General features: G+C 43.8%; 25 protein-coding genes and 1 pseudogene. 21 read left to right on the top strand and 5 right to left on the bottom strand.

The window, feature by feature from the left end; genetic code table 11:
- Positions 1-80: 80 nt before the first annotated feature.
- On the bottom strand, positions 81-779 hold the full coding sequence (locus LGZ99_RS12710; RefSeq protein WP_036839889.1) for a helix-turn-helix transcriptional regulator: 699 nt from the start codon (positions 777-779) through the stop codon (positions 81-83).
- 157 nt (positions 780-936) lie between these two features.
- A complete protein-coding gene (locus tag LGZ99_RS12705; protein WP_036839887.1) occupies positions 937-2,943 on the bottom strand; it encodes a TonB-dependent receptor in 2,007 nt (668 codons plus the stop codon).
- Positions 2,944-3,255: 312 nt separating this feature from the next.
- Here LGZ99_RS12705 and LGZ99_RS12700 point away from each other — a divergent pair, with 312 nt between their 5' ends.
- Positions 3,256-4,230 carry a helix-turn-helix transcriptional regulator gene (locus LGZ99_RS12700; protein ID WP_036839885.1) on the top strand — a complete coding sequence of 325 codons (975 nt, stop codon included), beginning with the start codon at positions 3,256-3,258 and terminating at the stop codon, positions 4,228-4,230.
- A 74-nt stretch (positions 4,231-4,304) separates the two neighbouring features.
- Here the strand turns inward: LGZ99_RS12700 and LGZ99_RS12695 are convergent, their stop codons facing one another.
- A complete protein-coding gene (locus LGZ99_RS12695) occupies positions 4,305-6,158 on the bottom strand; it encodes a polyurethane esterase (protein ID WP_036839883.1) in 1,854 nt (617 codons plus the stop codon).
- A 1,101-nt stretch (positions 6,159-7,259) separates the two neighbouring features.
- On the opposite strand from LGZ99_RS12695, the gene LGZ99_RS12690 reads away from it, so the two are divergent.
- The 7 genes and pseudogenes from LGZ99_RS12690 to LGZ99_RS12660 all read left to right on the top strand — a co-directional run.
- On the top strand, positions 7,260-7,400 hold the full coding sequence (locus LGZ99_RS12690; RefSeq protein WP_023045740.1) for a hypothetical protein: 141 nt from the start codon (positions 7,260-7,262) through the stop codon (positions 7,398-7,400).
- A gap of 151 nt (positions 7,401-7,551) precedes the next feature.
- Positions 7,552-8,700 carry a cupin domain-containing protein gene (locus LGZ99_RS12685; protein WP_160171161.1) on the top strand — a complete coding sequence of 383 codons (1,149 nt, stop codon included), beginning with the start codon at positions 7,552-7,554 and terminating at the stop codon, positions 8,698-8,700.
- Between the two features lie 106 nt (positions 8,701-8,806).
- Positions 8,807-9,085 carry a type II toxin-antitoxin system RelE/ParE family toxin gene (locus LGZ99_RS12680; protein ID WP_036839880.1) on the top strand — a complete coding sequence of 93 codons (279 nt, stop codon included), beginning with the start codon at positions 8,807-8,809 and terminating at the stop codon, positions 9,083-9,085.
- Positions 9,085-9,399: a HigA family addiction module antitoxin gene (locus LGZ99_RS12675; protein ID WP_021323693.1), complete on the top strand. Its 315-nt coding sequence runs from the start codon at positions 9,085-9,087 to the stop codon at positions 9,397-9,399. Before LGZ99_RS12680 ends, LGZ99_RS12675 begins: the two co-directional genes overlap by 1 nt.
- A gap of 210 nt (positions 9,400-9,609) precedes the next feature.
- Entirely contained in the window at positions 9,610-10,074 is a 465-nt protein-coding gene (locus LGZ99_RS12670; protein ID WP_262979165.1) for a VOC family protein, read from the top strand.
- Positions 10,075-10,226: 152 nt separating this feature from the next.
- Positions 10,227-10,475, top strand: coding sequence for a CopG family ribbon-helix-helix protein (locus LGZ99_RS12665; RefSeq protein WP_262979164.1), 249 nt, complete (start codon positions 10,227-10,229; stop codon positions 10,473-10,475).
- 5 nt (positions 10,476-10,480) lie between these two features.
- Positions 10,481-10,672 (top strand): annotated as a pseudogene (locus tag LGZ99_RS12660) (type II toxin-antitoxin system RelE/ParE family toxin); the annotation flags it as partial.
- A gap of 81 nt (positions 10,673-10,753) precedes the next feature.
- Here the strand turns inward: LGZ99_RS12660 and LGZ99_RS12655 are convergent.
- On the bottom strand, positions 10,754-11,341 hold the full coding sequence (locus LGZ99_RS12655; protein ID WP_262979166.1) for a non-canonical purine NTP pyrophosphatase: 588 nt from the start codon (positions 11,339-11,341) through the stop codon (positions 10,754-10,756).
- A gap of 294 nt (positions 11,342-11,635) precedes the next feature.
- Entirely contained in the window at positions 11,636-11,722 is an 87-nt protein-coding gene (locus LGZ99_RS24830; protein WP_390894013.1) for a hypothetical protein, read from the bottom strand.
- 556 nt (positions 11,723-12,278) lie between these two features.
- Between LGZ99_RS24830 and tssB the strand changes: the two genes are divergently transcribed.
- The 13 genes from tssB to LGZ99_RS12590 all read left to right on the top strand — a co-directional run bounded on the left by tssB (position 12,279) and on the right by LGZ99_RS12590 (position 24,886).
- Positions 12,279-12,815, top strand: coding sequence for a type VI secretion system contractile sheath small subunit (tssB, locus tag LGZ99_RS12650; protein ID WP_021323690.1), 537 nt, complete (start codon positions 12,279-12,281; stop codon positions 12,813-12,815).
- A 7-nt stretch (positions 12,816-12,822) separates the two neighbouring features.
- Positions 12,823-14,304, top strand: coding sequence for a type VI secretion system contractile sheath large subunit (gene tssC / locus LGZ99_RS12645; protein ID WP_031280962.1), 1,482 nt, complete (start codon positions 12,823-12,825; stop codon positions 14,302-14,304).
- A 62-nt stretch (positions 14,305-14,366) separates the two neighbouring features.
- The gene (locus tag LGZ99_RS12640; RefSeq protein ID WP_036839875.1) at positions 14,367-14,861 is read left to right on the top strand and encodes an Hcp family type VI secretion system effector; all 495 of its coding nucleotides are present in this window, start codon (positions 14,367-14,369) and stop codon (positions 14,859-14,861) included.
- 54 nt (positions 14,862-14,915) lie between these two features.
- Positions 14,916-15,359 carry a type VI secretion system baseplate subunit TssE gene (gene tssE, locus LGZ99_RS12635; RefSeq protein WP_021323687.1) on the top strand — a complete coding sequence of 148 codons (444 nt, stop codon included), beginning with the start codon at positions 14,916-14,918 and terminating at the stop codon, positions 15,357-15,359.
- 8 nt (positions 15,360-15,367) lie between these two features.
- A complete protein-coding gene (tssF, locus tag LGZ99_RS12630) occupies positions 15,368-17,179 on the top strand; it encodes a type VI secretion system baseplate subunit TssF (RefSeq protein WP_262979163.1) in 1,812 nt (603 codons plus the stop codon).
- Positions 17,170-18,141, top strand: coding sequence for a type VI secretion system baseplate subunit TssG (tssG, locus tag LGZ99_RS12625; RefSeq protein ID WP_262979162.1), 972 nt, complete (start codon positions 17,170-17,172; stop codon positions 18,139-18,141). Before tssF ends, tssG begins: the two co-directional genes overlap by 10 nt.
- Before the next feature lie 21 nt (positions 18,142-18,162).
- Positions 18,163-20,169: a type VI secretion system Vgr family protein gene (locus LGZ99_RS12620; protein WP_262979161.1), complete on the top strand. Its 2,007-nt coding sequence runs from the start codon at positions 18,163-18,165 to the stop codon at positions 20,167-20,169.
- A gap of 33 nt (positions 20,170-20,202) precedes the next feature.
- Positions 20,203-20,787, top strand: coding sequence for a DUF6931 family protein (locus LGZ99_RS12615; protein WP_021323683.1), 585 nt, complete (start codon positions 20,203-20,205; stop codon positions 20,785-20,787).
- Between the two features lie 11 nt (positions 20,788-20,798).
- The gene (locus LGZ99_RS12610) at positions 20,799-21,098 is read left to right on the top strand and encodes a PAAR domain-containing protein (protein ID WP_021323682.1); all 300 of its coding nucleotides are present in this window, start codon (positions 20,799-20,801) and stop codon (positions 21,096-21,098) included.
- A 13-nt stretch (positions 21,099-21,111) separates the two neighbouring features.
- The gene (gene tssA, locus LGZ99_RS12605; RefSeq protein ID WP_036839864.1) at positions 21,112-22,212 is read left to right on the top strand and encodes a type VI secretion system protein TssA; all 1,101 of its coding nucleotides are present in this window, start codon (positions 21,112-21,114) and stop codon (positions 22,210-22,212) included.
- Positions 22,205-22,864 (top strand): type VI secretion lipoprotein TssJ, encoded by a 660-nt coding sequence (locus LGZ99_RS12600; protein ID WP_023045039.1) that lies wholly within the window; start codon positions 22,205-22,207, stop codon positions 22,862-22,864. Before tssA ends, LGZ99_RS12600 begins: the two co-directional genes overlap by 8 nt.
- 4 nt (positions 22,865-22,868) lie before the next feature.
- Positions 22,869-24,266: a type VI secretion system baseplate subunit TssK gene (tssK, locus tag LGZ99_RS12595; protein WP_036839858.1), complete on the top strand. Its 1,398-nt coding sequence runs from the start codon at positions 22,869-22,871 to the stop codon at positions 24,264-24,266.
- Positions 24,263-24,886 carry a DotU/TssL family secretion system protein gene (locus tag LGZ99_RS12590; protein ID WP_036839857.1) on the top strand — a complete coding sequence of 208 codons (624 nt, stop codon included), beginning with the start codon at positions 24,263-24,265 and terminating at the stop codon, positions 24,884-24,886. Before tssK ends, LGZ99_RS12590 begins: the two co-directional genes overlap by 4 nt.
- Positions 24,887-24,888: the final 2 nt, after the last annotated feature.

Below are 24,888 nucleotides of genomic sequence, written 5' to 3'. Positions count from 1 at the left end.
AATATAATTTAATATTATGGTCGTGTCTATTTAAAATAATATTCTTATTTGTAATTCCTAAAGCTTGGCAGACCGTAATGTTAATTTAATAAAAAATAGCCCATAGATTTATAATATCTTGGTGGAGCATAGAGGTCATAGCCATTTTCTTTACAAAATAATCTTAACTCTATAACTGATCCAACAGAAAGTTTCTCATAGATATCTTCGAAATATTTTTCCACAGTACGGCATGAAATATCCATTTTGACCGCTATATTTTTATTACTGAGACCACAGCAAAACAGGAAAATAATCACCCACTCTTTCTCTTTTAATATATCGTTCGGCGGCTTAAATTTAACAGGGGTAAGCATATGATGTTTAATATAATGATCCATTGCAAAATGCTCTATTTCTCTGGCATGAGAAACTACACCAATACATTGATTATTTTCATCCATTAATGGGAATTTGTTATAAAAATAAGATCTAAATTGTTCACTTTTCCCCACTGGGTAAATCCCTATGGCTGATATTCTCTGCATATGCTCTAAGACTTTACTGTCGTGTTCTTCAAACAAGTGGGCAAAATGCTGAAATGGTGTCAGCAATTCTTTTTCAGAATACCCGATAACATCAAAGTCTTTAGGGAGTTTATTAACTTTAATAAATACCTTGTTTCCATAAATTAAACGGAATTCTCTATCTTTTACAAACCACAGTTCCGAACTTTTATCCCACATATTTGTTAGCTGACGAGTAATTAAAGGGAAATTCTTGCATCTCGATTGATTCATATATAGGTAGTCCTTAAGGCATTATCTTTCATTAAATCATTTAATGTATAACTGCATATCCTTGCCTACTTTAAGAGCGCGCCGGGCAGCTTGGATGGTGTAAACACTCGCCAAAGTCAGCAGCAACAATACATGACGGGGTGGAAGATATTGTGCGTCATAGTGCAACGCTCACATCCAGCCCAACATTCAAGCCCTTACTTATCATATTGAGTGTATTTGGCCCTACTTGGAAACTGGAGACTCGGTATTTTTTGTCACCCAGATTTTCGCCGTAAAGTTTTATGTTAACGCCATGCTCCATTTCTAAACTGAGTGAAGCGTCGTAAAGGGTATATCCTCCTTGTTCAAGGGTGTTCGCTGCATTAAAGTAACTTTTTGAATAGTAGCGGGCACCAGCACTTAAATAGAGGTTACCCGGTAACAGTGTTTGATCAATCAGATAGTCGAAACCTGCATTTAGCATGACATCTGGTGCATAAGGCAAACGTTTGTTGTCATAACTTACACCCGTTTCTGTATCGGTCGCGTTAGTGAAATTTGATTTACTGATACTGCCACCAAGAGAAAGTTTAAGCCCTTGCATGGGTTTAATCTGACTATTCAGCTCAATACCTTTACTTTCCGCTTTGCCAGCATTGCGAATGGATTGCATAGCGACGGGTCCAACATAGATCTGCTTGTCTTTTGAACGGATATAGTAAACAGCACTATCTAACGTCATGACGTTATCAAAGAACGATGTATGCCAGCCAAACTCATAATTATCTGAAGTTTCAGTATTGTAGGGCTTTCTATCGTTGGCGGAGGAGACAATATTATTGAATCCGCCGGGTTTGTATCCTTTAGTGGCAGAGAGATAGAAACGGGTATCTGGCGTCAATTGCCAGCCCAAGGCCGCCTTAGGAGTGAATTCATTGCTGGAGACCTGGTTATCAAAAGCTTCGACCGCCATCATGCCAGCACGGCCTGAATAGTCTATCTGCGATTTTTCATGTGACAAACGACCGCCAAGGGTAAGATCCCATTGAGAAGCAACCGGTAATTTAACTTCACCAAATAGTGCCAGCGCTCTTCCTTTTATTGTGTTAAAGGCATCACCATAGTAACCGGGATAGCTGCTGGTATGATGTTTATTACTTTCATCTGAAAACCCACCGCCGAACACGCTGGTAACCCCATTTGAAAAGTCGGAGTTTAAACGCAGTTCCTGGGTTGTGGCGTGATGTTTCTCTTTCCATTTACCACCGATGAAATCACGGTAAATATCGCGATCCTGATAAGAAGTCACACTGGTCAATGTACTGCTGCCGAGATCGTATTCAGCTCTAAGTGCATAACTGTCAACCTGTCGTGTCAGATCAGGAATAGGGCCATCATATTTCTTCTGCCGAAATTGCTCGTCAGTCAAATAAATCTCTTCATGGGAATTAAGATCTTCATGGGCAAAGCTAAACTCAGCGCTGAAAGGAGAATTTTCCGGCGCAAATGTCAGTTGCCCTTTACCGAGCCAGGTTTTGCTGGAGTCGATATTTTTACCACCATGATTTGGTGCATCAATTTGTCCGGGTTCTTTCACCCAGCGCAGGGAGGTGCTGCCATAAAGGAGATCTTCAATAAGTGGAATTGAACCACTGAAAGAGCCTCCTTGTTTCAGCTTAGAGTAATTAGCGGAGAGGTTAAGCCAGGGACCTTCTTTCGGTGAGCGGGTAATAATATTGATAACACCGGCTTGCGCATTTCCGCCGTATAAAGTGCCTTGAGGACCGCGTAATAATTCTACACGTTCTACGTTGATCAACTCTTGTGTTAAAAACTGGTGATCCTGAGGAACACCATCAACATAAATGCGAATAGAAGGTGAGTAGAAATCTGGTGAACTGATACCCCGAATGGTTGTTGCCGAATAAGTTCGGTTACCGTGTGAGCGGATTTGTAATCCAGGGAAGGCGCGCTCAAGATCCTGTACTTGGGTGATACCAGCGTGTTCTAGTTCCCCGCCAGTTTTGACTAGAACGCTTCCGTCAATTTTATTTAATGCTTCTTCACGCTTATTGGCTGTCACAACCAAAGCATCTTCCGTCGTTAAAGGTGAATTTTCAGCCCATGCCACAGGCGAAATCAGACAACATAAGACAGACGCCTTAGCATATTTTCTTTTCATATGGATACTCTTTGTACTCTTTTTATTTGTGTCTTATAAAGTTAAGCGTGGAAAAAATCTGAAAAGGAGACTATCTGGAGTCGTAGGACAAGGCTAGCGGGATAGGGACAAAAGTAACGCATTACGTACTATTGTAACTAGTATCATTAATGATGGCTAATATGTAGTTAGAAATCTACTTTCAAGTGCTTACCTTCTTGAGTTGAAAAGATGGATGCTGGAAACCCATGCTTACAGGGCGTGGTATTAAATTATAAATAAAAATATAATAGTACTTTTGAGGCACTTGGCGCTAATTTGACAGGGGAGCTCATGGATACGATTTATAGCAGAAAATTGAAAATTTTCACTGCTGGTCATTGTATGAATTCACATGAGGAGGAAAATAAGGCGAACTCACCGTTTCTAACAGAAGCATTATCTGATGGAATTCACATAAACCGAATTCATTTTGAGATTAAGCAAGATATTATAGAATATTGTGAGGGGCCACCGACCGTATCAATTGCTTTTGTTCTAAGTGGGAAAGGCAAGATGGCGATTGAAAATGGCGATGTTTTAGATATAAATTCAGGAACGATGCTGTTTTTCTATTCACCTAAGACAACACGAGGCATGAATTTCTTTGGTTGTGGAGAATGGCATATTCTCGATATTCGTTTTTCATTGAGCGAAATTGCCGCCCAGGAGTTACCACCTTTCACTCAATTAGCTGCTGGTTTTGAGAAAAACGGCAGTTACAGTGATGTATTGATGATGGCATGCCCTATCTACCCACCATTTATGCAGATAGTTAATCAAATAGAAGAGTGTCAGCTAAATGGTAGTATAAGAAAAATTTATTTAAAGGCGAAAGCATTAGAGATACTCGCTTGTGTATCGGCGCAAATTTATGATTATCAATATGATGTGATCAACAGTTTGCAGCGCCGGGCCGTTTACAATGCAATAAAAATAATTAACAGTGATTATCATTATCCCTGGACGATAAAATCGCTATCAAAAGCGGTTGGTTTAAATGAGCGGAAATTAAAAGAGGGATTTCGTGCTGTTGTTTTTTGTACTTTTCATCAATATCTGGAAAATGTCCGTATGACGACCGCAGAAGATTTATTGAAAAAAGGGATGAGCGTCATTAATGTTTCTACCGCAGTGGGTTACGCCAGCCCAAGTCATTTTTCTAAACGTTTCCGGCAACATTATTTGATCAATCCTAAAGCGTGGCAGGCGAAATATGCGGTGGTTCACACACCATTTACAGAGCATACGGCCACGGAAATTAAGTAAAAACGCCTGTTTTGCCAAAAGGTGGCCATTCTTCATGGCCACATTATGGATAGGGATATCGCACTCTTTTTGTGTTATGCCAATATTATATTGTCTGCGAACAGGCTATCCATACTTACTCCAACCAAAGTGACTGAGTTTTGTCCAAAGGTAAACACCACATTATTGTCCACCATCTTAGCGTGATCAAGATAACTATTTTTTTCGTCACTGCTGCCTTCTGTGCCCAGAAATACCAGTTTGTCGGTTTTATTGTAGCCGTAAACAATATCTTGTCCAAAATCGCCGTTGAACAGGAAGGTATTGTTATTACCCTTACTTTTCAGCACATCATTACCTTCACCGCCGACAAAGACATTGTTGTTGCCGAAGCCAATCAGAGTATCGTCACCATCCAGACCGAACAGCCAGGAGCCGGAGGTTTTGGAAGTGAGGGTATCATTCCCATCATTACCGGTTACTGAATTGGCGTACTGCTTCACCCCTTGGTTGGAGTGTAAACCGTCGGCTCTGACCTGCGAATTCACTTCTTTGGTCAGAAACAGCCAAGTACTTTCCTTGCTTCTTATCGTGGAGATATCCGTGGCGATAGTGATATCACCGTGTGCATCACGCAGATACAATGTTCCCGCCTTGTCATAAGCTATTTCCGCGTTCTTTAACGATTTCTGTAAGTCAAAGGTATTATGGCCTTTCCCGCCGGCAATTATGTTAAATCCACCGTCATCGCGGAATATATCATTACCGTCGAGACCTTCCAGATAATCGTTTCCTTTACCGCCTTTAATCAGATCATTGCTGTTAGTACCGATAATAAAAGTACTGCCAGTATGTTTCTCCGCATTCCGATTTAAATCCTCCACCCAGGTATTGCCACGGGTGACGTTGGAGAGATTACTGACAACAATCGTGGAATCTTTATGGGTCAAGTCATAGAATGTTGAATCCATAACCCGTTGCATACCGCTCTGATAGAAAGGTGTGACATGCGAAACCCAAGTTGATAGGTTGGCAATAGAGAAGGGCAGCAGATTCCACGCGGTTGATGCGTAGTGATCGTTAAAGTTGACAATATTATTTGTCGCCGAATCCTTTGGTGCATCGTGCACGCCCACTGACGCCGCAGTAGTACTGGTGCCAGTCAGTACACGGAATACCGGGTCATTCTCATATCCCACGTTCAGCACCTTGTTACCTTTCTCATACTGCGATGGCGAGGCGAAGGTTATATAGTTCGACTGGGAGTAAAATCCACCCCATTTTGTCTCGCTGGACCCCGCCATGCTATTCGCCGCTAACCCACCCAAACTATGACCGCTGACCAGAACATCGCTCCCAGTCAGACCGTGAGCTTTGGCATAATTGGCGACATGATCTAACAGTCGGCCAAAAGCGTTTGGTGTATAGTTATTCGAATATTCTGTTTTTCCTAAACCTACCAACACATTATTAATAATGTCGCCGAATGTATCGGTGATTATTGATTCCCGGGGGCCACTGGTGCCACGAAATGCAATACCAATTGATGTTAGGTTACCGTCAGCGTCATATTTCCCCATCACCTCAGCCTGGGCAGTGGAATGACTTGATTTTTCGCCATAAAAGGTACCGCGGGCATCCGTTTTCCCCTTATAGCCCAATTCATCGGCGCTGATAGTAAACCATCCCGCTTCGTTTAGTTTATCCCGTGCTTGTTTTTCCGCATCTGGGTTCCAGGGCAATTTAGTCGAGACGCCCTGTGAGGTCGTACTACCGATAAGTGCAGTCACCAGCGTTAATGGTATTCCCAAACCATAACCATAGTTGTAATACCCTTCGGCAAATCCACTGCCTAGATTATGGTAAGCATACCCGGAAATAGTTTTAGCGTCAGAAAATAGCTCTTTAGAAGTCGTGTCATCAAAATCTTTATACTGAAAAACACCCATGATGCATATCCTTGTAAGGTTAAAATAAGGTTAAAAGAGTGTTCTAAAAATATTAACGAACTAGATAAGTATAGATCTACATGAAGATTTTAAAGAGTAACCATCTGTTAATTTATAAATTAGTGAGCCATCATGAAAATTTGATATTTTTGTAAATTATATATTGTAAAAATATTTTTTTGTGCTAAAGGAGCGAGAATGAGAATAAACGCTCTGACATTTCTATCACCGTTGGTGGTTCGATAGCGGCGAAAAGATAGATAGCAGATAGTCCGCACTATTATAAATAGAAATCTATTAATTCCATTTAATACTTATAATAAAAGTGTGGACATGTGAATTCTGGTGAAAAAATCCTATCGCTGATTCATTAGATTATTTTAAGCGAAGTAAATTTCTATTTGTTAGAATGATGAGTATTATAGCGTCAATGTCATTAATTTGATAAATAATTTCTTAATAAATAGGTTTATTTAATAGATTTGAATCTGGTGCTATCCGTTTTTTATCTGGGTTTTTTATGAATGAATACTATAATAAGATTATTATTATATTTTTGTTTTAATTACAATCAAATTGTAAAAATAAATAATAAATTCTCGTTTTGATATTTATTGCTCGAATTTTTAGTGCCAAAAGTGTAAATACCACCAAAGTTGCCCTCCTGATAACATCCCGGAATTTACCGGGCGGATCCCTTGGATTTAGTTAATCATTGTATGTGGACGTTATCTGTCGGGAAAGTAGTCTCTACCATATAGAGAAAATTTAACATTTCCACCCCAAATATACATTAAAATTATTTATGTATATTATCTGGCATCTTATAATACCGAGCATGAAATATTTGCTAATATAGAAGAAAGTGTCTCAGATCAGGCTCTCTATGAATCTGACAAATTATTCAGTATTTCAAGGCTATTGAAATCATGAAAGTAAGAGAGAGGATAGCCATCGATGAACTCGATTTTCATTATATGATTTACATCACAATGTCAATAAAAAAACAATTAATTTAATTGTAATATTAAAGCGAACTTGTTATTTTGTTGTTGCGCAAAAGTTAATAGCGCAAGGTGAGTTTGTTCGGTGGAGGTTATCATGCGCGAAGATAGAAATGCGGTAATGGAAAGCAAGGCTGATCAGGTAGGGGCTAACGTCGAAGATCTCGGCTTAGAAGTCGTAGAAGACATCCCACAGATTTCAGTGGCTCGTCCTGTTCGTCAAGTTTGTAATGCTTAATTAGGCTAATCTGATGACTGACGTGCTTCAATACAATGCCTTGATTTCAGCATCATCTATGCAGCGGTTGGAGCCGCTTTATAAGCACATCTGTGCTCATGAATCTTCCAGCGCTGCATATGAATATAATCCAGTCGAAGCGCCGTGCAAAATGGCTCCTCTTCTATTGAAGAGGGTTTTCGAACCGGTAATTTTCGATGATGCTCTATTTTTTGATTTGTTTGCCAGCATGTCTACAGAAGCTGAACGGGCTATCAGTGGTTTGTTTCGAGTGTATATTGACGGCATGTTGAGCCCTCAGTACGAGAACGAGGTTTTATTTAATCATCCTCGTGTGGGAGAGACGTTCAAGGACTATGTATCCAGAGCGACTGCTGGAAACAAGTTCGGCATTATTGTGAATGGCGCTGAACAATGGTCCGATCCACTAGCTCGAATGGGGGCTCGCATTTTTGCACCGATCGTTGAAGCTCAAGGCGCTTGGCGGAGTACGGTTGAGGTGACGCTGTTCATCGGCAACTACGGTTACACTCCTTTTGGCATTCACATTGATGATCCTTACACCTCAATTGTCCATTTCCATACTGGCCCCACGACCAAAGAGATGACCCTTTTTAGCCGAGAAGAGTTTCATCGACTGAATGGTGAACAAAAGAACTGCTTCCAGCCTGAACGGCTGGTACCCCATGGCAAAACCTTTGTCATCGAAGCGGGTGATGTCTTTTTGCTGCCACCGCATTGGTACCATATTGGCAATACGGATGGTTTCTCAATTGGTATTGCATTTGCAATATCGAAGTATTCAGCTGCCAAGGTGACAGCGAATACCCTTCAACATGCCATTACCGAAGAATACCTGCGAGGTTCTATTGATGAGGTCGTAGAACGGGCTGAAAAGGGCGCGTATTCTCAGGCGGAGTGGTTGAGACGAATATACGCTGAGAATATGGCAAGAGCCTCAAGCCGCCGGCATCTGCGTTATTCTTTCGTTCATTACCAGGATGATGCGATCACCCCGGATGCACGTTGGATCCGTGACCCTGATTTTCCGCTAACCCCTATTGAGGTGGGCGAGGATTTGCTGGTCTTTGTCCGCGGGAACCGCATTCGCCTCGCTCTAAATGAAATCAGTGTCAGATTGATGAAGGCCATTCCTGAAATACCATTCAGTGTGCGTGATCTGTATGTGGAGCTGGGAGGGCTTGTGTCGCTGAATGCACTGCTTGCCATAGTGGGGCAGTTATGTAGGCTGGGAGGATTGCAGTTTGTCACAGTCTCTACAGGAATTGGCCCAGCTTAGGCGTTTGGCCAGGTTAACTCAATTGCGCCTGATGACTTATTGTGACTATTGCATGACGTGTAACATTGTCGTATGCTATTACACACTATGTAATACGGATAGGACGATGATTAAATCATTCAAGCACAAAGGGTTGAAGCAACTCTTTGAAAAAGGGATTACTTCTGGTGTACCGATGCAGGATGCCGAGAGGATTAACGACCGTTTACAGGCTATTGATGCGGCAAATGAAATAGGCGAGTTAAACCGTCAAATCTATAAACTTCACCCGTTGAAAGGAGATCGCGAAGGTTACTGGTCTATTACTGTCCGGGCTAACTGGCGCATTACTTTTCAGTTCATTAACGGTGATGCTTACATTTTGAATTATGAGGATTATCACTAATGAGACAGTTTAAAATTTCCCATCCTGGAGAGATTATAGCCAGAGATTTAGAGGACATGGGTGTTAGTGGTCGTCGCTTTGCACTCAATATTGGAGTAACACCCGCTACGGTATCGCGTTTTCTTGCCGGTAAAACCGCGTTAACTCCACCACTGGCAATTCGTATTGCCGCAGCGCTGGGAAGTACACCTGAGTTTTGGTTGCGTCTCCAGAGCGCTTATGACCTGCGTCAGTTGGAAAATCAAATCGACACGTCAGGGATCGTTTTATATGGCGAACAGAACGAAATGTCGCAGGTCATCTCAAAGCATTAGGCAATAGTAAATGCGGGGCTACGCCAGCCCTGCATTTGTTGGCTTGTTTTGAGCGACTACTCCGTCGCTATCTCTTCCATTTGAGTAAGGCAGTGGCAACCAGTGACTGTATCTACTCACCTTTGTATTGAACGTCAGGTATCTGCTACACAAAATATAGTCATTGCATGTATATATATACATATAATCAACATTACATTAAAATGATAAGTGCAATACAATAACAAACTGTTACATGTTGAGTTATATAACCGTTTGTTTTTACTTTCTTATATTGAATCAAGCTTACATGAGAATGACATGATGACATTATCTCCCAAACCTAACCTTCAGCTTGTCTACGTATCTGATATCGAACGTTCGACAGCCTTCTACCAGACACTTTTCAATTCTGAACCGGTGTTTTCCAGCCCCCGCTATGTGGCATTTGCTGCCGATGGCGAAGCACTGTTTGCTATTTGGTCTGGTGGAACCAAGCCAGATGCTGCTGTCCCACGGTTCTCTGAGATCGGTATTATGTTGCCATCTCACGAAGATGTAGATTGCCTCTTTGAGGAATGGCGGAAGAACCCCGGCATCAAAATCGTGCAGGAACCTTACACTGAAGTCTTTGGCCGTACTTTCCTCGTTGAAGACCCTGACGGTCATATTATTCGGGTATGCCCTTTAGATTAGCAAAAACCGCCGTAAACCCCCGTCTTGTCAGACAGGGCGGGGAGCAGTCACATGTACTTAAAATTGACATTTCACTTGATTGGATTAATGTTAATCACTGTGATTCATTATTAATCGTAATCAATCACAGTTATAGATAGGGAGTACTCAAGATGGAACAAACTGCAACTAAGGTATTGACCACGCATGTTCCACTTCCGCTGGCCGCACGGTTGGAGCGTTCGCGTGGCTGGATCATGAAGCAGGCACTGTCAGCCTGGCTCGACCAGGAGGAAGAACGTAGCCGACTGACTCGCGAGGCGTTGGCCGACGTGGATGCTGGTCATGTCATCGACCATCAGGCCATTATGGCATGGGCCGATAGCCTTAGTACCGACGAGCCACTGCCGGTACCGCGCTGATGGTGATGGAATTAAAGTGGACTAGCAAGGCTCTCTCCGATCTAACTAACTCTCTTATACGATTTCTATTACCTGTAAACAAAGCCGTTGCTGTACGCACAATACAGGCGCTTTCTGTTGCCCCCACTGATTCGCTTATCAACCCACGTATCGGCGAGTGTCTTGAAGAGTTCGAGCCACGTGAAGTGCGCCGGATCCTTGATCGTTATTGTGAGCGATAGTCGTTCATGTATTGATAAAATTAAAAAACATCTAATGTAACGTGAATAAAACGAGTTTTATAACTCTCTCTCTGTAAGATGCTCCCTGAGTAGTTGAAAAGCATCAGTATTGTTATTCTGTTGGTTGAAAAGGTACTTATATCCTTCAGTTAACTGACTGTAGAACTGCCCACTATCTGTTACTTTTAATATCTGCCAAAGATCAGACCAGCCTGTTTCATTACTGTGCTCTAAAGGAGAGAGAGAAATAGATAATCCTCTTGTGGTGCCTGAAAAAAAGACGACCTTATTATTTTCCGTTCTGAGCGCCAAGTGATTGATGAAATAACACTCACTGTTATCTTTTCCTGCTAATAGATTAATAATTCCTTGAACGCCTAACGAAGATAAAATGTATTTAGTATACAGCGAGGGGAAACCATTAAGAGCATCTATATGGAAGGTGCTGTCCTCAATAAAAACATAGGAAGAAGGGACGTGTGGAACCTGATTTAATTTAAATAGTAGGTTTTCTTGAGGATCATCAGTTTGTAACTCTTTAAAGTCGAAGCTTTTATGAACCAAGTTTATGTCAGCATGACTGGAAAAAATAGATTTGGCATAAGTGTATTTCTTTGAGTTAGACGTGTAAAAACAAAGGTTCATAATCAAGTCACAATTTCATCTATTTTATATTTGGCATGAAAACTATTTAATCCAACAGAGAGCTACAATAAGCGCTCACTCGCAGGCAGTTAAGTTTCTTAGTTTATTCCCTTTCACCATATTATAGTGCACTTAAAAGGTCAAGCCAGTACGCAAATTGTTGCCAATTCGAATTTATAAAATAACGTATTAGAATAGGCTTAATTATCTGGGTGGTTTCAGGCTTGAGATGATACCGCAATCAAACACTTTGCGATTGTGTTGATGGGTTAGCTCTTCAATGATTATGGACATTCACTGCATCCTTGTAGCTTTAAGTAGCTTCTTGCTTGCTTTTGGAGAATTTTCCAGTGCAGCAAACAAGGCATCCGCACCAGCCATCGACAAATGCAATGTTTCGGTGCGTTATTCGTAGTCATAATTTTACCTCTATTATTATTTTTCGTTTTATTATTTAATTAAACACTTTAAAATCTAACAAATCGATAATCAATATAACTGTTTCAGGTTAGTCATAATGAAAACCACAATTAACCTTTTAATTATACCTATATTCTGTTTTTTCTGACTAATCAGAACCTCACTACTAAAAATAGCAGATTAAAAAATAAGACAAGTATGAAAATACACTTTAATTACAATGCGTAATTTTTAATTTAATCTTTAAATACAAACAGTTAAATTAATTTAAAAGATTTTAGATATTATATTTAACCCCGTAAGTATTGCATTAAATTAATATACATGAGAACTTATTTACCAGCCGACACACGGTGGATTTTGAATATCATTAAATGTGTCACAGCATATTAGATTGCTATAAATAGACGTTAATTGATCTCTTCGTCTATCTCATCTTGTTCGGTTATTCAATCAGGTTTGGTGCGGTTTAACGTAAGTTTGCACTTCCTGTCATATATAAAGGTATAAAGGTGCCATGAATACTCAACGTAAGCTTGATAAAGTGAGACCGCCCCGAGTTCAGATTACTTATGATGTTGAATTAGGTGGTGCGGTCGAGAAAAAAGAATTGCCTTTGGTCATTGGTGTCATTGGTCAATTTGCTGAGCAGTCAATTCCTATGCGTGAACGCCGTTTCATGCATATTGATAAAGATAATTTTAATGCGGTAATGGAAGGTATGACACCTTCATTAGAATTACAAGTTGAAAGTGCACTGCCTGGTCAAAGTGGGTTTATTAATGTCGATTTGCAATTTAAATCAATGGCGGACTTTACCCCAGAGAATTTGGCGAAGCAGATTGAACCGCTGCGTAATTTGCTGGAGGTTCGCAGCAAATTAAGCGATCTGAAAGGCCGTGCATTGAGCAATGAAAAATTGCGTGACCGTCTGGCGGAAATTCTTGCTGAACATGCGGATAATTTACCGCAAGTAAATAATGAAGAGACAGAAACGCCAGCCACAGAAAATACGGCGGATGACGTCACTCCAGAAAATAACAATGCACAGTGAGGAAAACATGGAACAGAGCGTTGTTGAACAGCAAGAATTGAAAACGCCGGAAACAAGCGGTGATTTTCTTGATCAGATTATTGATAACACCCAGGCTATTCGCCGGGAAGCCGATCGTGATCGGGTCAAAAGCCAGCTCGACCAATTTCTGGCCGAAGTAACGTCAGGTTCGCTGGTGGTTTCTGGTGATTTAGTAAACAGTATTGAAGAGCGTATTGCCGCGATTGATGCGCTGATGTCCGCTCAACTGAGTCTGGTGTTGCATCACCCGGAATTCCAGCGTCTGGAATCGTCCTGGGTAGGGCTTAAAGGATTACTCGACCAGAGTGAAACTGATAATACCCAGATCCGCATGTTGAACGCGACAAAAACCGATTTGATTAAAGACTTTAAATCGGCATCTGATTTCGATCAGTCAATGTTGTTTAAGAATGTTTACGAGTATGAGTACGGCACCTTTGGTGGTGAACCTTACTCAGCATTTGTCGGTGATTTTGACTTTGATAACAGCCCGGAAGATCTTTACCTACTGGAGCAGATTTCCCATGTGGCAGCCGCGGCCCATGCACCGTTTATCAGTTCAGCCAACGCAGGCATGTTGGGGCTGAATGATTTTGGTGAATTGCCACGTCCACGTGATTTGTCCAAACTGTTTGATACATCCGATTATCTGCGCTGGAAGCGTTTCCGGGAATCTGATGACTCCCGCTATGTTGGCTTAACTTTGCCGCGGGTGATTGGCCGTTTACCTTACGGGGCAAAAACCATCCCGGTTGAACAGTTCTGTTTCGAAGAGCAGGTAAAAGAAGGGGAGAGCAGCAGTTATCTGTGGATTAACGCCGCTTATGCACTGGCAGGTCGTATGATGTCTGCATTTGAACAATATGGCTGGTGCGCGGCGATTCGCGGTGTGGAAGGTGGGGGATTGGTAGAAGCATTGCCAACCCATCATTACTCCTCTGTATCCGGTGAAAAGATGTTGCAATGCCCGACTGAGGTGGCTATTTCTGATCGCCGTGAAAGAGAGTTAGCGGAATTAGGGTTCATTCCTCTGGTTTATTATAAAGGTACTGATTATGCTGCTTTTTTCTCGGTGCAGTCGCCTAACAAACCGCGGAAATATAATTCTGACCTGGCAAATGCCAACGCAAAATTATCGACACAATTGCAATACATTATGACGACTTCTCGTTTCGCCCATTATTTGAAAATGATCGTGCGTGACAAAGTGGGGAGTTTTATGTCCCGCGGAGAATGTCAGTCTTATCTGCAAAGTTGGATCAACCAATATATTGTTGGCTCTGATACTGTCGGCGCAGAAATTAAAGCCAGTCATCCATTGCGCGAGGCAAGGGTTGATGTTGTTGAAGTTCCAGGAGCACCTGGAACATATCGAGCGGTAGCTTATTTAAGGCCGCATTTCCAATTGGAAGGATTAAGTATGTCTTTACGGCTGGTTGCTGATTTACCGCCGTCATCGGCGGCTTGATTATTCTATTTATTAAGATTTGTCCTATTTTTATTTATTACAACTAACTGGAGCAGTTAATTATGAGTTCTTCAATTTTTTTACAAATCGATGGTATTAAAGGTGAGAGTACCGACAGCAAGCATAAAGACTGGATTGAGCTGGAGCATGTCAACTTTGGTGCGTTCAACCACGCACGTATCGCAGACAGTGGTAAACGTAAGATTACCGTTGGTGCCGCGGGTTTCCGTACCATTGACTGTGTGAAGGTGATGGACATCAGTTCTATCAAATTGTTGTCCGCAGTGGCGCAGGGTACGGCGATTAAGAAGGTGAAACTGGAAATCTGTACGATTTTCAAAGGGGAAATGCATCCTTACGCGGAAGTGGAAATGGACGAATGTATTATCTCCGATGTCCATGAAACCTGTTCACGCGGTGGTGAATTTCCACAAGAGCAGTTTTCTATCACCTACTCCAAAATTAAATGGACATTCACTCCACTCAGCCCAGATGGAACCAAAGGCAGCAAAGCAGGTCCAGAAGGTTGGGATCTTATCGAGAACAAGAAACAGTAATTTTGACTGTTTACTGCCGGCCTTTGGCCGGCGGTTTCTGCCCGGAAAGATATTATGATTCAGCCCTCATTTCTCCATCGTCTGAAAGACGATTACCCACAAGATGAAAAACGTGGTGTAACGTTGAACTGGTCACGTCAGGAAGTTGTACAAAGCCTGATTTCCGATTTGAGTATGCTGTTTTCATCAAGACCGATCTCTGCAATTTCACCATTATTTGGGGAGTTGCCGAAATCAGTTTTAAATTATGGTGTTTCCGATGTCATTAATGTGGATATTTCCGATGATGAACGTATTGATGCACTGAGCAATAATATTTACCAAGCTATTTCCTGGTTCGAACCACGCTTGAAAAATGTCGTTATTACATTACAAAAAAATACGCCGGAGAATATTACTTTCTGGGTAAATGGAGACTTTTTCAATGAACAGGTGGTGTTTTCTATTTCATGGAGCAGTACCGCATATACCTATTCAATTTCATGGGATAAACAATAATAAACAATATGATGCTATTACCACAGAAAATACTGACTTATTACAACCGGGAATTAAATTATTTAAGACAATATGGCGCTGCGTTTTCTCAGCGTTTTCCTAAAATAGCCAAACGGCTTGGATTCGCGGAGGGCGTTTCGGAAGATCCACATGTAGAACGTCTGGTGGAATCTTTTGCTTTTCTGACGGCAAAAATCCATCAACGTATTGATGAAGATATGCCGGAGCTAAGTAACGCAATGTTGGAAGTGTTGGCGCCGCAGTTTTTGCGTCAGGTACCGTCGGTATCGCTGGTCCAGTTTCAACAGGATCCGCAGACATCCGGCGTTACCGGGATGATGTCGGTAGCACGGCATACGTCATTGATTTCTCAGCCGGTAGGTGATGTGGCATGCCATTTCCGTACAGTATATCCACTGGAAATGTTGCCGCTGGATTTAACGCACACGGAGTTGACGCCGGACCCTTACGACCGGGATTTTATCTTAACGTTGAATTTTACGTTGTGGCCAGGCGCCAGTTTTCAGGCTCGCCATATCCGTTTGTACTTACATGGTGCACCAGTGCTGACTCACAGCTTGTATGAATTACTGTCGGCACAAGTTAAGCAACTGGAATGCCGGTTGGGTGAGCGTACATTCAGCATGAATAGTCGGGATATTCAAGTGGTGGGTTTTGACCCACAAGACAACTTGTGTGCCGATGATTTATTGATCAATCCGGTTCACCACTTGTTCCGCGATTATTTCAGTTTTCCTGAAAGATTTTTATTTCTGGATATTCCGTTACCTGATGTCAGCTTGATCTCCAGTTCATCAGACGGGTTGCAATATCGTTTCCGGCTTAAAGATTGCATAGCGTTGCGTCGTATTGAACGTATGAATGATAAAGTCAGCAACGAAACCTTCCGGTTGAATTGCGTACCCATCGTCAATCTGTTTCCTCATCAGGCGGAGCCGATTATTCCGCTGGAAACCGAACATGAATACCTGGTTCAACCGGATGCACGTCGTCCACAAAGCATGGAAGTTTATACCATCAATCAGGTTGAGGTTGTCAGCCGTCAGCAGGAGCAATTGAGTTCCAGACCGATGCCGTCGTTATTTGGCATTGAACATACACAATATGACGAGCCGATTCCATTGTTCTGGCAGGCGTCACCGCGCCCCTCACTAAGACATGACGACACAGGGATGAATATGTTCATCGGTTTTTCTGATAGTCGCGGCGAACATCTAAAACCAGAAACCGATGTGGTGATACTGAGTCTGACCTGTACCAACCGCGATGTACCACAGCAGTTGAGTAACGGTCATCCTGATGGGGATTTCGAATCGGAAAGTGCCTTGCCAGGTGTGAAAATTCTGGGATTGATCCGCCCCCGATTGCCGGTACGTCCACAACCAAGTTGTGCGTTGAACTGGCGGCTGGTGTCGCAACTCAATTTGAACCAAATGTTACTGAGTGGTCCGCAGGGAGTTCAGTGCTTAAAAGAAACGCTGGAACTCTACAACCTGATCAGTGATCCGGCCATATCGAGGTTGATTGCACAGTTACAACAGATTGCTATTGCGCCGGTAAGTGCACGCTTAAACCCCGCCGACCCTTATTCTCTGGCGCGGGGACTGGAGGTAACGCTAATCTTTCAGGCACAGGCGGGCGAATTTGTCGATTTTTATCTGTATTGCAGTCTGTTGGAACGTTTTATCGCTATGTATGCGCCAATTAACAGCTTCACGCAAACTGTCACACAGTTAGAGACGGTCAATAATAGTATGCGTCGCTGGCCACGCCGCAGCGGGAAACTGACATGGCTTTAGCAAGCAATAATGCAGAAAACAAGGTGCGTTTGGCGGGCGGTCGTTTTTATCAGAATGTACGCCGGTTGCTTAAACGTCATCGTCAGAATGAAGAAACAGTGATCACCCCTGATGATGTGGTGCAATTCAGTTCTGTACCAACACTGGAGGCGCCGGAAAGGGAAGTAGAATCCCTGATACCTCCTCAAGAGGGGCATGAACAATATCACATGGCGGTATATCACTTTGGCCTGTTAGGGACTTTTGGCGCATTACCGTTGCGCTATACCGAATGGCTGATCGACAGGCGTTATCGCTATGGTGATGAATCAGCTCAGGCGTTTATTGATATTTTCACCCATCGGCTGCTGAGTTTACGTTTTCAGGCATGGCAGAAATACCGGTTATACGTCAACGCAGAACTGCAAGGCTTTCAGGCAATGCCGGCAGTCATTGCAGCGGCAGCCGGACAATTGACCGAGAGCGAAACCCAACGCACTCATCCTGCTTGTGTTGGGTTACTGGCGACACCGGTTCGCACAATGGTGAATTTACAACATCTGTTGCAGCGGGAATTTAACATGCCGGTCAGCATTAATCCCTTTAAAGGGCGCTGGCAATATGCCGAACAGGCACATTGTTGTTGCCTGGGCCGCAGTTTGTTGGGTGATAACCCGATGTTGGGTCATGCCTATTGGGATATCCAGTCAGGGTTTCATATTCAGTTGGGGCCGTTTGCCGCCTGGCAGCACGCCGCTTTTATGCCGGGAAATGAACAACATCGCAAATTGACGCAGTGGGTGCGGCAATTTGCCGGGCCGCTGCTCTCTTTTTCGCTGGAATTACTGGTGCAGCATAGTGGGCAGGGCAATATGTTAAATGGCAGCCGCCGATTGGGGTGGGATGGTTGTTTAGGGAATACCGGAGATAGCAATATTCAGCGTGTTTATTTGGCTGAATGTGCGAATCCTTACGCGGTTTGAATAAAAAATGCAGGTAAAAATATGCTGTTAGGGCAAAAAAATCGTTTTTTACAGGTTATCGGTAGCCTGTCAAATATTGTGGCGCTGAGTAAAATCGAAGGTGAAGAACACCTGTCTCAGCCTTATTCATTTTCTGTTCAGCTCTATTCCAGCGCAGACTGGGACAAGCTGGAGCCTTATATCGGTAAACCACTGGCATTTCGGATTGGTGAAGCACCAAATTACCGTATTGTGCATGGCATATTGACTGAATTACAGCAGCAAGGTTTCACCGACGGCCAGTTTTGTTATCAGGCACGCATTGAACCGTGGCTTAAAATGCTGACGTTAACCCGTAATCTGCGCGTTTATCAGCGCATCAGTGTGCCGGATATGGTATGTGATATTTTCCGTAAACGTGGATTTAACGACGTTGAACTGGCGTTAAAAAGTCGTTATCCGAAGCTTGAATATTGTATGCAATACAAGGAATCGGATTTTGACTTTGTGACGCGCCAGCTGGAACAGGCGGGTATTTTCTATTTCTTCCGCCATGAAGAGGGGCGTCATGTATTGGTGTTGGCTGATCACCCTTCGACGTTTACTAATGCGCCTTTAGCCGTATTGCCGTATCAATCGAAGATCGGCGATCAGCAAGGATATGGGCTACGCGCCTGGCATATTCATCGCATGATTATCCCAGGTTCAGCGGAAATGAATGGTTATAACGTTAAAAACGCCGCGGCAGTCAGCGCCAGTGCCAAAGCGAACAGCGGCTATTCCGTCAATCCGAAGCTTTCTATCTATGACGACCGACGTCAGGAGGAGCGTAATCAACTGGAGGCACAGGCGGCGCTGTGCATGGAACAGTGGGAATCTCAATCACATTACGCGCGTGCCGTTAACAGTTATCCCGGTTTACAGGTTGGACATCAGTTTACGCTGAAAGGACACACCAGTGCCGATGGTCGGTATGCAGTGGGCCACCAGCAATTAAAAGCGGAAAGTAACCTGGAAGAAGGCGGATTACTGTTTTCGTCGCAAGTCGCTTTATTTCCGGCGAATAAAGTATTCCGCCCACGTCCTTCTGTTATTCGGCCCTATATTTCCGGTGTGTTGTCTGCGCTGGTTGTCGGTCCGTCGTCAGAAGAGATCCATACCGATGCGCAAGGGCGTATCAAAATCCAGTTTCACTGGGATAAAGAACACAAAAAAAATGATGATAGTTCTTGCTGGGTGCGAGTGAGCCAATTCTGGAATGGCGCAAAGTTTGGGGCGCAATTTGTGCCACGTGTGGGTAGTGAAGTACTGGTGAGTTTTATTGACGGCGACCCGGATAGTCCGTTGGTAACCGGAACGGTTTATAACGGAGTGAAGACGCCCCCGTTTGCGCTGCCAGGGCAGAAAACGCAAAGCGGCATTGCCACGCGCAGTAGCGCAAAAGGCACAGTGGAGCAAGGGCATCAGCTTTGTTTCGAAGATAAAAAAGGGGGAGAATTTATTTTACTTCATTCACAAAAAGATATGCGTCTGAAAGTAAAGAATGATTTTTCAGCGCAGATCGATCACAACGCGCAATGGGAGATAGAAGAAAAACGCGATACCCAAATTAAAAAGGGTAATGACACGTTAATCCTGAGTGAAGGCAGCGCGTTAACCGAGGTAAAAAAAGGCGATAAGAAGCAAACGCTGGATCGCGGCAATTTCACTACTACCGTTAGCGCAGGTAATTACGCGCTGGAAGTATCCAGAGGCAACGCTAAAATTAATGTTGGTCAGAAATGCACTATTACCGCAAGTCAGGGGATTGAGCTGAAAGTCGGCGCCAGCAAATTATCGATTACTCCAGCGGGAATTACCATTAAAGCGCCGTCTGTCACGGTAGAAGGTTCAGGAAAACTGGCGTTAAAGAGCAGCGGCGTAGCGGAACTCACCGGGACCACGGTAAAAGTAGCAGGCAGCGCAATGGCACAATTAAAAGGCGGCATTGTTCAGGTGGATGCTACCGGCATTGCTATGGTGAAAGGGATTTTGACCAAGATTGGTTAATGCAGGATCACAGAATAACAAGAGTTTAGAACAATGGTTAAATTACGACACTGCCAGCTTTCGCCACAGGCGGAATGGGTATTACAACAACATGCAGTACACGAACAGAATCTATCGGCGCTCAATAAGGAAATGTTGTGGCAAGACGCGGTGTTCTACACCATTTTCATGTTGCCGTATGCTCAGGCTTTGGAACTGGCATTGACATTTATCTCCCGCGTTTACGAACGAGACCTGATGCAAGAGCAGCGTTTGTTGCTGCAACAAGTACGGCGCTGGCGAGCGAATGGCGGTGATCCGCTGCGTCATGAATTGTTCGAACAGGCGCAGATTGTGGGGTTTGATAACCCGATATCCTGTCTGGTGCTTTCAGTTTTCTGGAGTGAAGGCAGCATGACAACACCCGATCTGGAAGCGGTCTATCCGCAACCATGGCAATCACTTGCGGCACTGGCAGATACGTTGTGTCTGATCCTACATGTCTATGGCGAACAACCGGAACAGCAAGCGCTGTACGTTGAGCAATTCTTTCAATTGGCACACAGTCAACTGAAGCAATTGCCACCGTCACAGGATCAGGGACGCAAAAACTATCTGTACCATGAAGCTACGTTATAAGGAGAACAATGATGCCAATGCCAGCAGCCCGTGTGGGTGATATGCATATTTGTCCAATGATGTCGCCGGCGGTACCACCTATACCCCATGTGGGCGGACCCATTATGCCGCCAGGCGTACCGACGGTGCTGATTGGTGGTTTGCCGGCAGCAACAATGGGATCACTGTTGGTGTGTGTCGGGCCGCCGGATACGGTGGTGATGGGCAGCCCGACAGTGTTGATTGGTGGGAGACCCGCGGCCCGACTTGGTGATCTGTGCGCACATGGCGGCACAATTACCACGGGTTACCCGCTGGTGATTATTGCCTGAAATGGAAGTCACTGTGAATTTAGCACAAACAGATATCGCCCGTTTTTTACATCCAATTTCTGCTGATGAACCGGCAGGATGTGATATCGAATACGAACCTATTTTTGAACAAATAAATGCGGCACGCGAAACCGATGAGGAGTTTCTCCAGGACGATACATGGGGATGTGAAACCCGTCAGGCTGATTGGATGCAGGTTTCAGCGTTATGTCAGGAAGTACTGGAAAAACACAGTAAAGACTTACAGATAGCGTGTTGGCTAACCCAGGCACAAGGGGAGCTGTATGGTTTGGAAGGTATCGCCGGTGGTATCACGTTATTGAGCCGCTTGCTGGAAACTTTCTGGCCGGTGCTTTATCCGCCTTTGGATGATGATGATGAAGAAAACAGTGTAGATGCCCGTCTTGGCCGCCTGAGTTGGCTGGATAAACAACTGGTGAAACAGTTGGACAATCTGACACTGACTGATGATGACAAATTGAGCCTGAATGTCTGGCAACGGGTGCAATATTTTGAACAACGTATCGCAGTTAATAGTGAATTACGTGCTGCTCTGATCAGTGATGGCTATTTTGGTATCGCTGAATGTGACGACAGTATTCGCACCACACCCGCCGGGCGGTTTAACCGGTTACTGGAACAGGCCGAACAGGTCCGCAACGCACTGGAAGCATTGCAGCAAATCATGTTGGGTTTATTGCCAACATCCGGCAACAGTATGAGCGCCAGTACGCAGCATCTGCAAAGTTTGGTGGCATTAATCGAACGTTTTCGTGAAATTGTTGCTCCGGGATCAGCTCAGAAACACAGAAGTGAAGAGACCGAGCCAGGAGGAAAAGAGTCAAACGGCATTAACACGACTTTTTTGGCGGAAGGTCGGACGCATCATGAAATGCGCGCTATTGCCATTGAGCAAATGATCAATATCGCCAATTATTTTCGACAGAATGAACCTACCAGCCCAGTACCATATTTAATGGAGCGGGCAGCACGTTGGGCGAATATGGGAATGGCCGAATGGCTGGAGGAAATGATGGAAGATAATTCCTCCGCACTACAAGAAATTATGCGCGTGATAAAAGGGCCGGATAAAAACAGAGGGCAAGATGAATAATATAAATTTTTATAATGTCATTAAACGCAGCTTTTTAATATTAACAGTAATTTTTCTAATAAGTGGTTGTAGTGATTCCATTTCCAATAATGAAAAACGCTTGCAGGCGATTGAACAGGCTAAACCAGTTTATGCCAGTAATGCCATTCGTTTAAAAATGACTGCCGATGCACACCTGAATGTTTTCAATAATATCCCGAATAGTTGCACGATATTAATTGCTCAGGCGGAAAAACGCGAACAACTGGATAAATTACTGGCTAATCCGGTGTTGTTACGTAATTTATTTGCCGGCACCGGTGCGACAGAACAGATATTACAGCTAGATAATTATGTGATGATGCCGGGGCAATCTGTCTCTTTACATATTGATAGAGCAGAACAGGCACGTTATATCGCATTGATTGCCGGTTATTACCCTACACCAAATAGCACTCATGTCCGTGTGTTATCACTACCGTTGCGTCTTGAGCAGCACGGTTGGTGGAATGAATCCTGGAATGCTGAATTTATTCCCATGAATGTTGAGTTGATGTTGGGGCGTTATGCCATTACCCGCAGTGATTTCTCCGCGGGCAACGCTGGGGATGAGGTGATTTACCCCGGACAAACGGCCGGCTCCGGCAATGACAGAAATCCATTGAGGAAGTAACATCATGTTTGAATATAAACCGATGTATTGGTATTCAGGATTGTATTTACAGCCGCAGCACTTTCAGGCGCATGAGCTGCAACATGAATACTGGCAAGGACGTTATCAGTTACTGACTCAACCTTATGCGTTTGGTGTGGTGAAGTTGGCGTTCAATCTGGCGGCGCTAAGTGATGAAGTGCTCAGTATTCATAACGCAGCGTTCATTTTTCCCGACGGTTGTTATGTGGATTGTGGTGTCAATGGTGTACTCAGTGCCCGATCATTACGTGATTGCTGGCTGGTACGCGAAAAACCGCAACGTATCTATGTCGGCTTGCGTATGTTCAGCCACAATCAGAGTAACGTCATCGGTATCGCAGATAGCGGAAGTGTCGGTAATATTACCAGCCGTTGGGTGACATGGCCGCAAGAACAGCGTATGCGGGATGCCTTTGGTGAGGGGCCGGAAGCAGAAGTACAACAACTTACCTATAACTTACGTTTTTTCCTGCACGATGAGATTGCACAAGCAACGGGTTATACCCTGTTGCCCGTGGGTCAATTGCACAGTACCGGTGACGGTATTGAGTTGGATAACCGCTATCTGCCGCCATGTTTGACGCTATACGCTGCGCCACAACTGGGGCAACGCATTGAGCAACTGTGCCAAGAGCTGACCGGGCGTGTCCATCAATTGGAAGAATTGAAACGTCCACAAACGCTGGAAGGGGAAGTTTATACCCAGGAAAAAAGCACACTATTGCTGACGTTGCGTACTCTGGCGCGTTATGTCGTGCAGTTACATCATTTTCAGGAGGCGCGAGATGTTCACCCCTTACAGATTTTTGGGCTATTGCGCCAATTGATCAGCGAGCTTTCCTGTTTTACCGACCGTTGCTCTTTTTTAGGGCAGTGGAACGGTCAGGAAGAAACGCTGGAAAAATATCAGCATCTGAATCTGGCCCTGACTCTCGATAGTTGTGAACGGACAATTACTGATCTGCTCAATGCATTGGTGTTGGAGCCGAATACGGTTATTCCTCTGCAACAGGAAAGCCGCGGTTATTATCACGCCGTGTTTAATGTTGCGGGAGCCAGTGAACAGCAGCGGGTTTATCTGGTGCTGCATTCTGATAGCTTTACCCATAGCGAACGTGAAATTCCTGACGATCGTTTGATTAAGCTGGCCGCGGCGGAACAGATCGACGGCATAATTAATCGCGCTTTGCCTGGTGTACGTTTGTATTACCAGGAAATAGCACCGCATGGTTTACCTAACCGGACAAATACACGTTATTTCCGAGTAGAAAATCGCGGTGCGTTGTGGCGGCAGGTAGAAGAGAGTGAACGTGTGGCGGTGCACTGGGCTGATGCGCCAGACGATTTGCAGATAGAGATCATTATAGTGAGAGCATCATGATGCGTTTGTTAGATTGTTATATTCCAGTATTCACTTGTGTGCTGCGCATGATTCAACAGCAGGTGAATCATGCTGAAGAGTTGCGGCAAACACTATTAGCCGCGCTGACGCAGGCACAAAATAAAGCGCGTCTGCATGGTTATGGATTGCAGGATATCGAAGAGGCAAACTTCGCTGTGGTGGTTTGGGCAGATGAAGCCATTCTGTGCGCAGGTCAAAAAGAATTGAGTGTTTGGCGACAATCATCATTGCAGGCAGAGCTTTATGATGCCGAGCTTGGTGGAAATACGTTTTTTGATCGTCTTGCCGCGTTGGTGCCGGATAATTACCAGGTTCGTCTAGTCTACGTTTTTTGTCTGCTTTCTGGGTTTTATGGTCGTTATGGCAAACGTGACAATCTGGAATTGCATAATATTATTCATCAGGAATTAGAGAATCTTCCTGATACTCTGCGTCGTTATATTTCTTTAGAAAATCATCGGCTAATGAATACAGGCGATAATCTTCTGGAAAATAGACGATCCAATAATAAATGGCGCGTTAAATTAATATTATTAATGTTATCTCTTACATTAATTTATATTTTCATCAACGTCTATTTATTGAATATTGGCCGATAAAT

This window comes from Photorhabdus temperata, assembly GCF_025384845.1.
In the GTDB taxonomy this organism is placed as follows: Bacteria; Pseudomonadota; Gammaproteobacteria; order Enterobacterales; family Enterobacteriaceae; genus Photorhabdus; species Photorhabdus temperata.
Note: the sequence above shows the minus strand (reverse complement) of the source record. Positions and strands in the feature narration are given on the sequence as shown.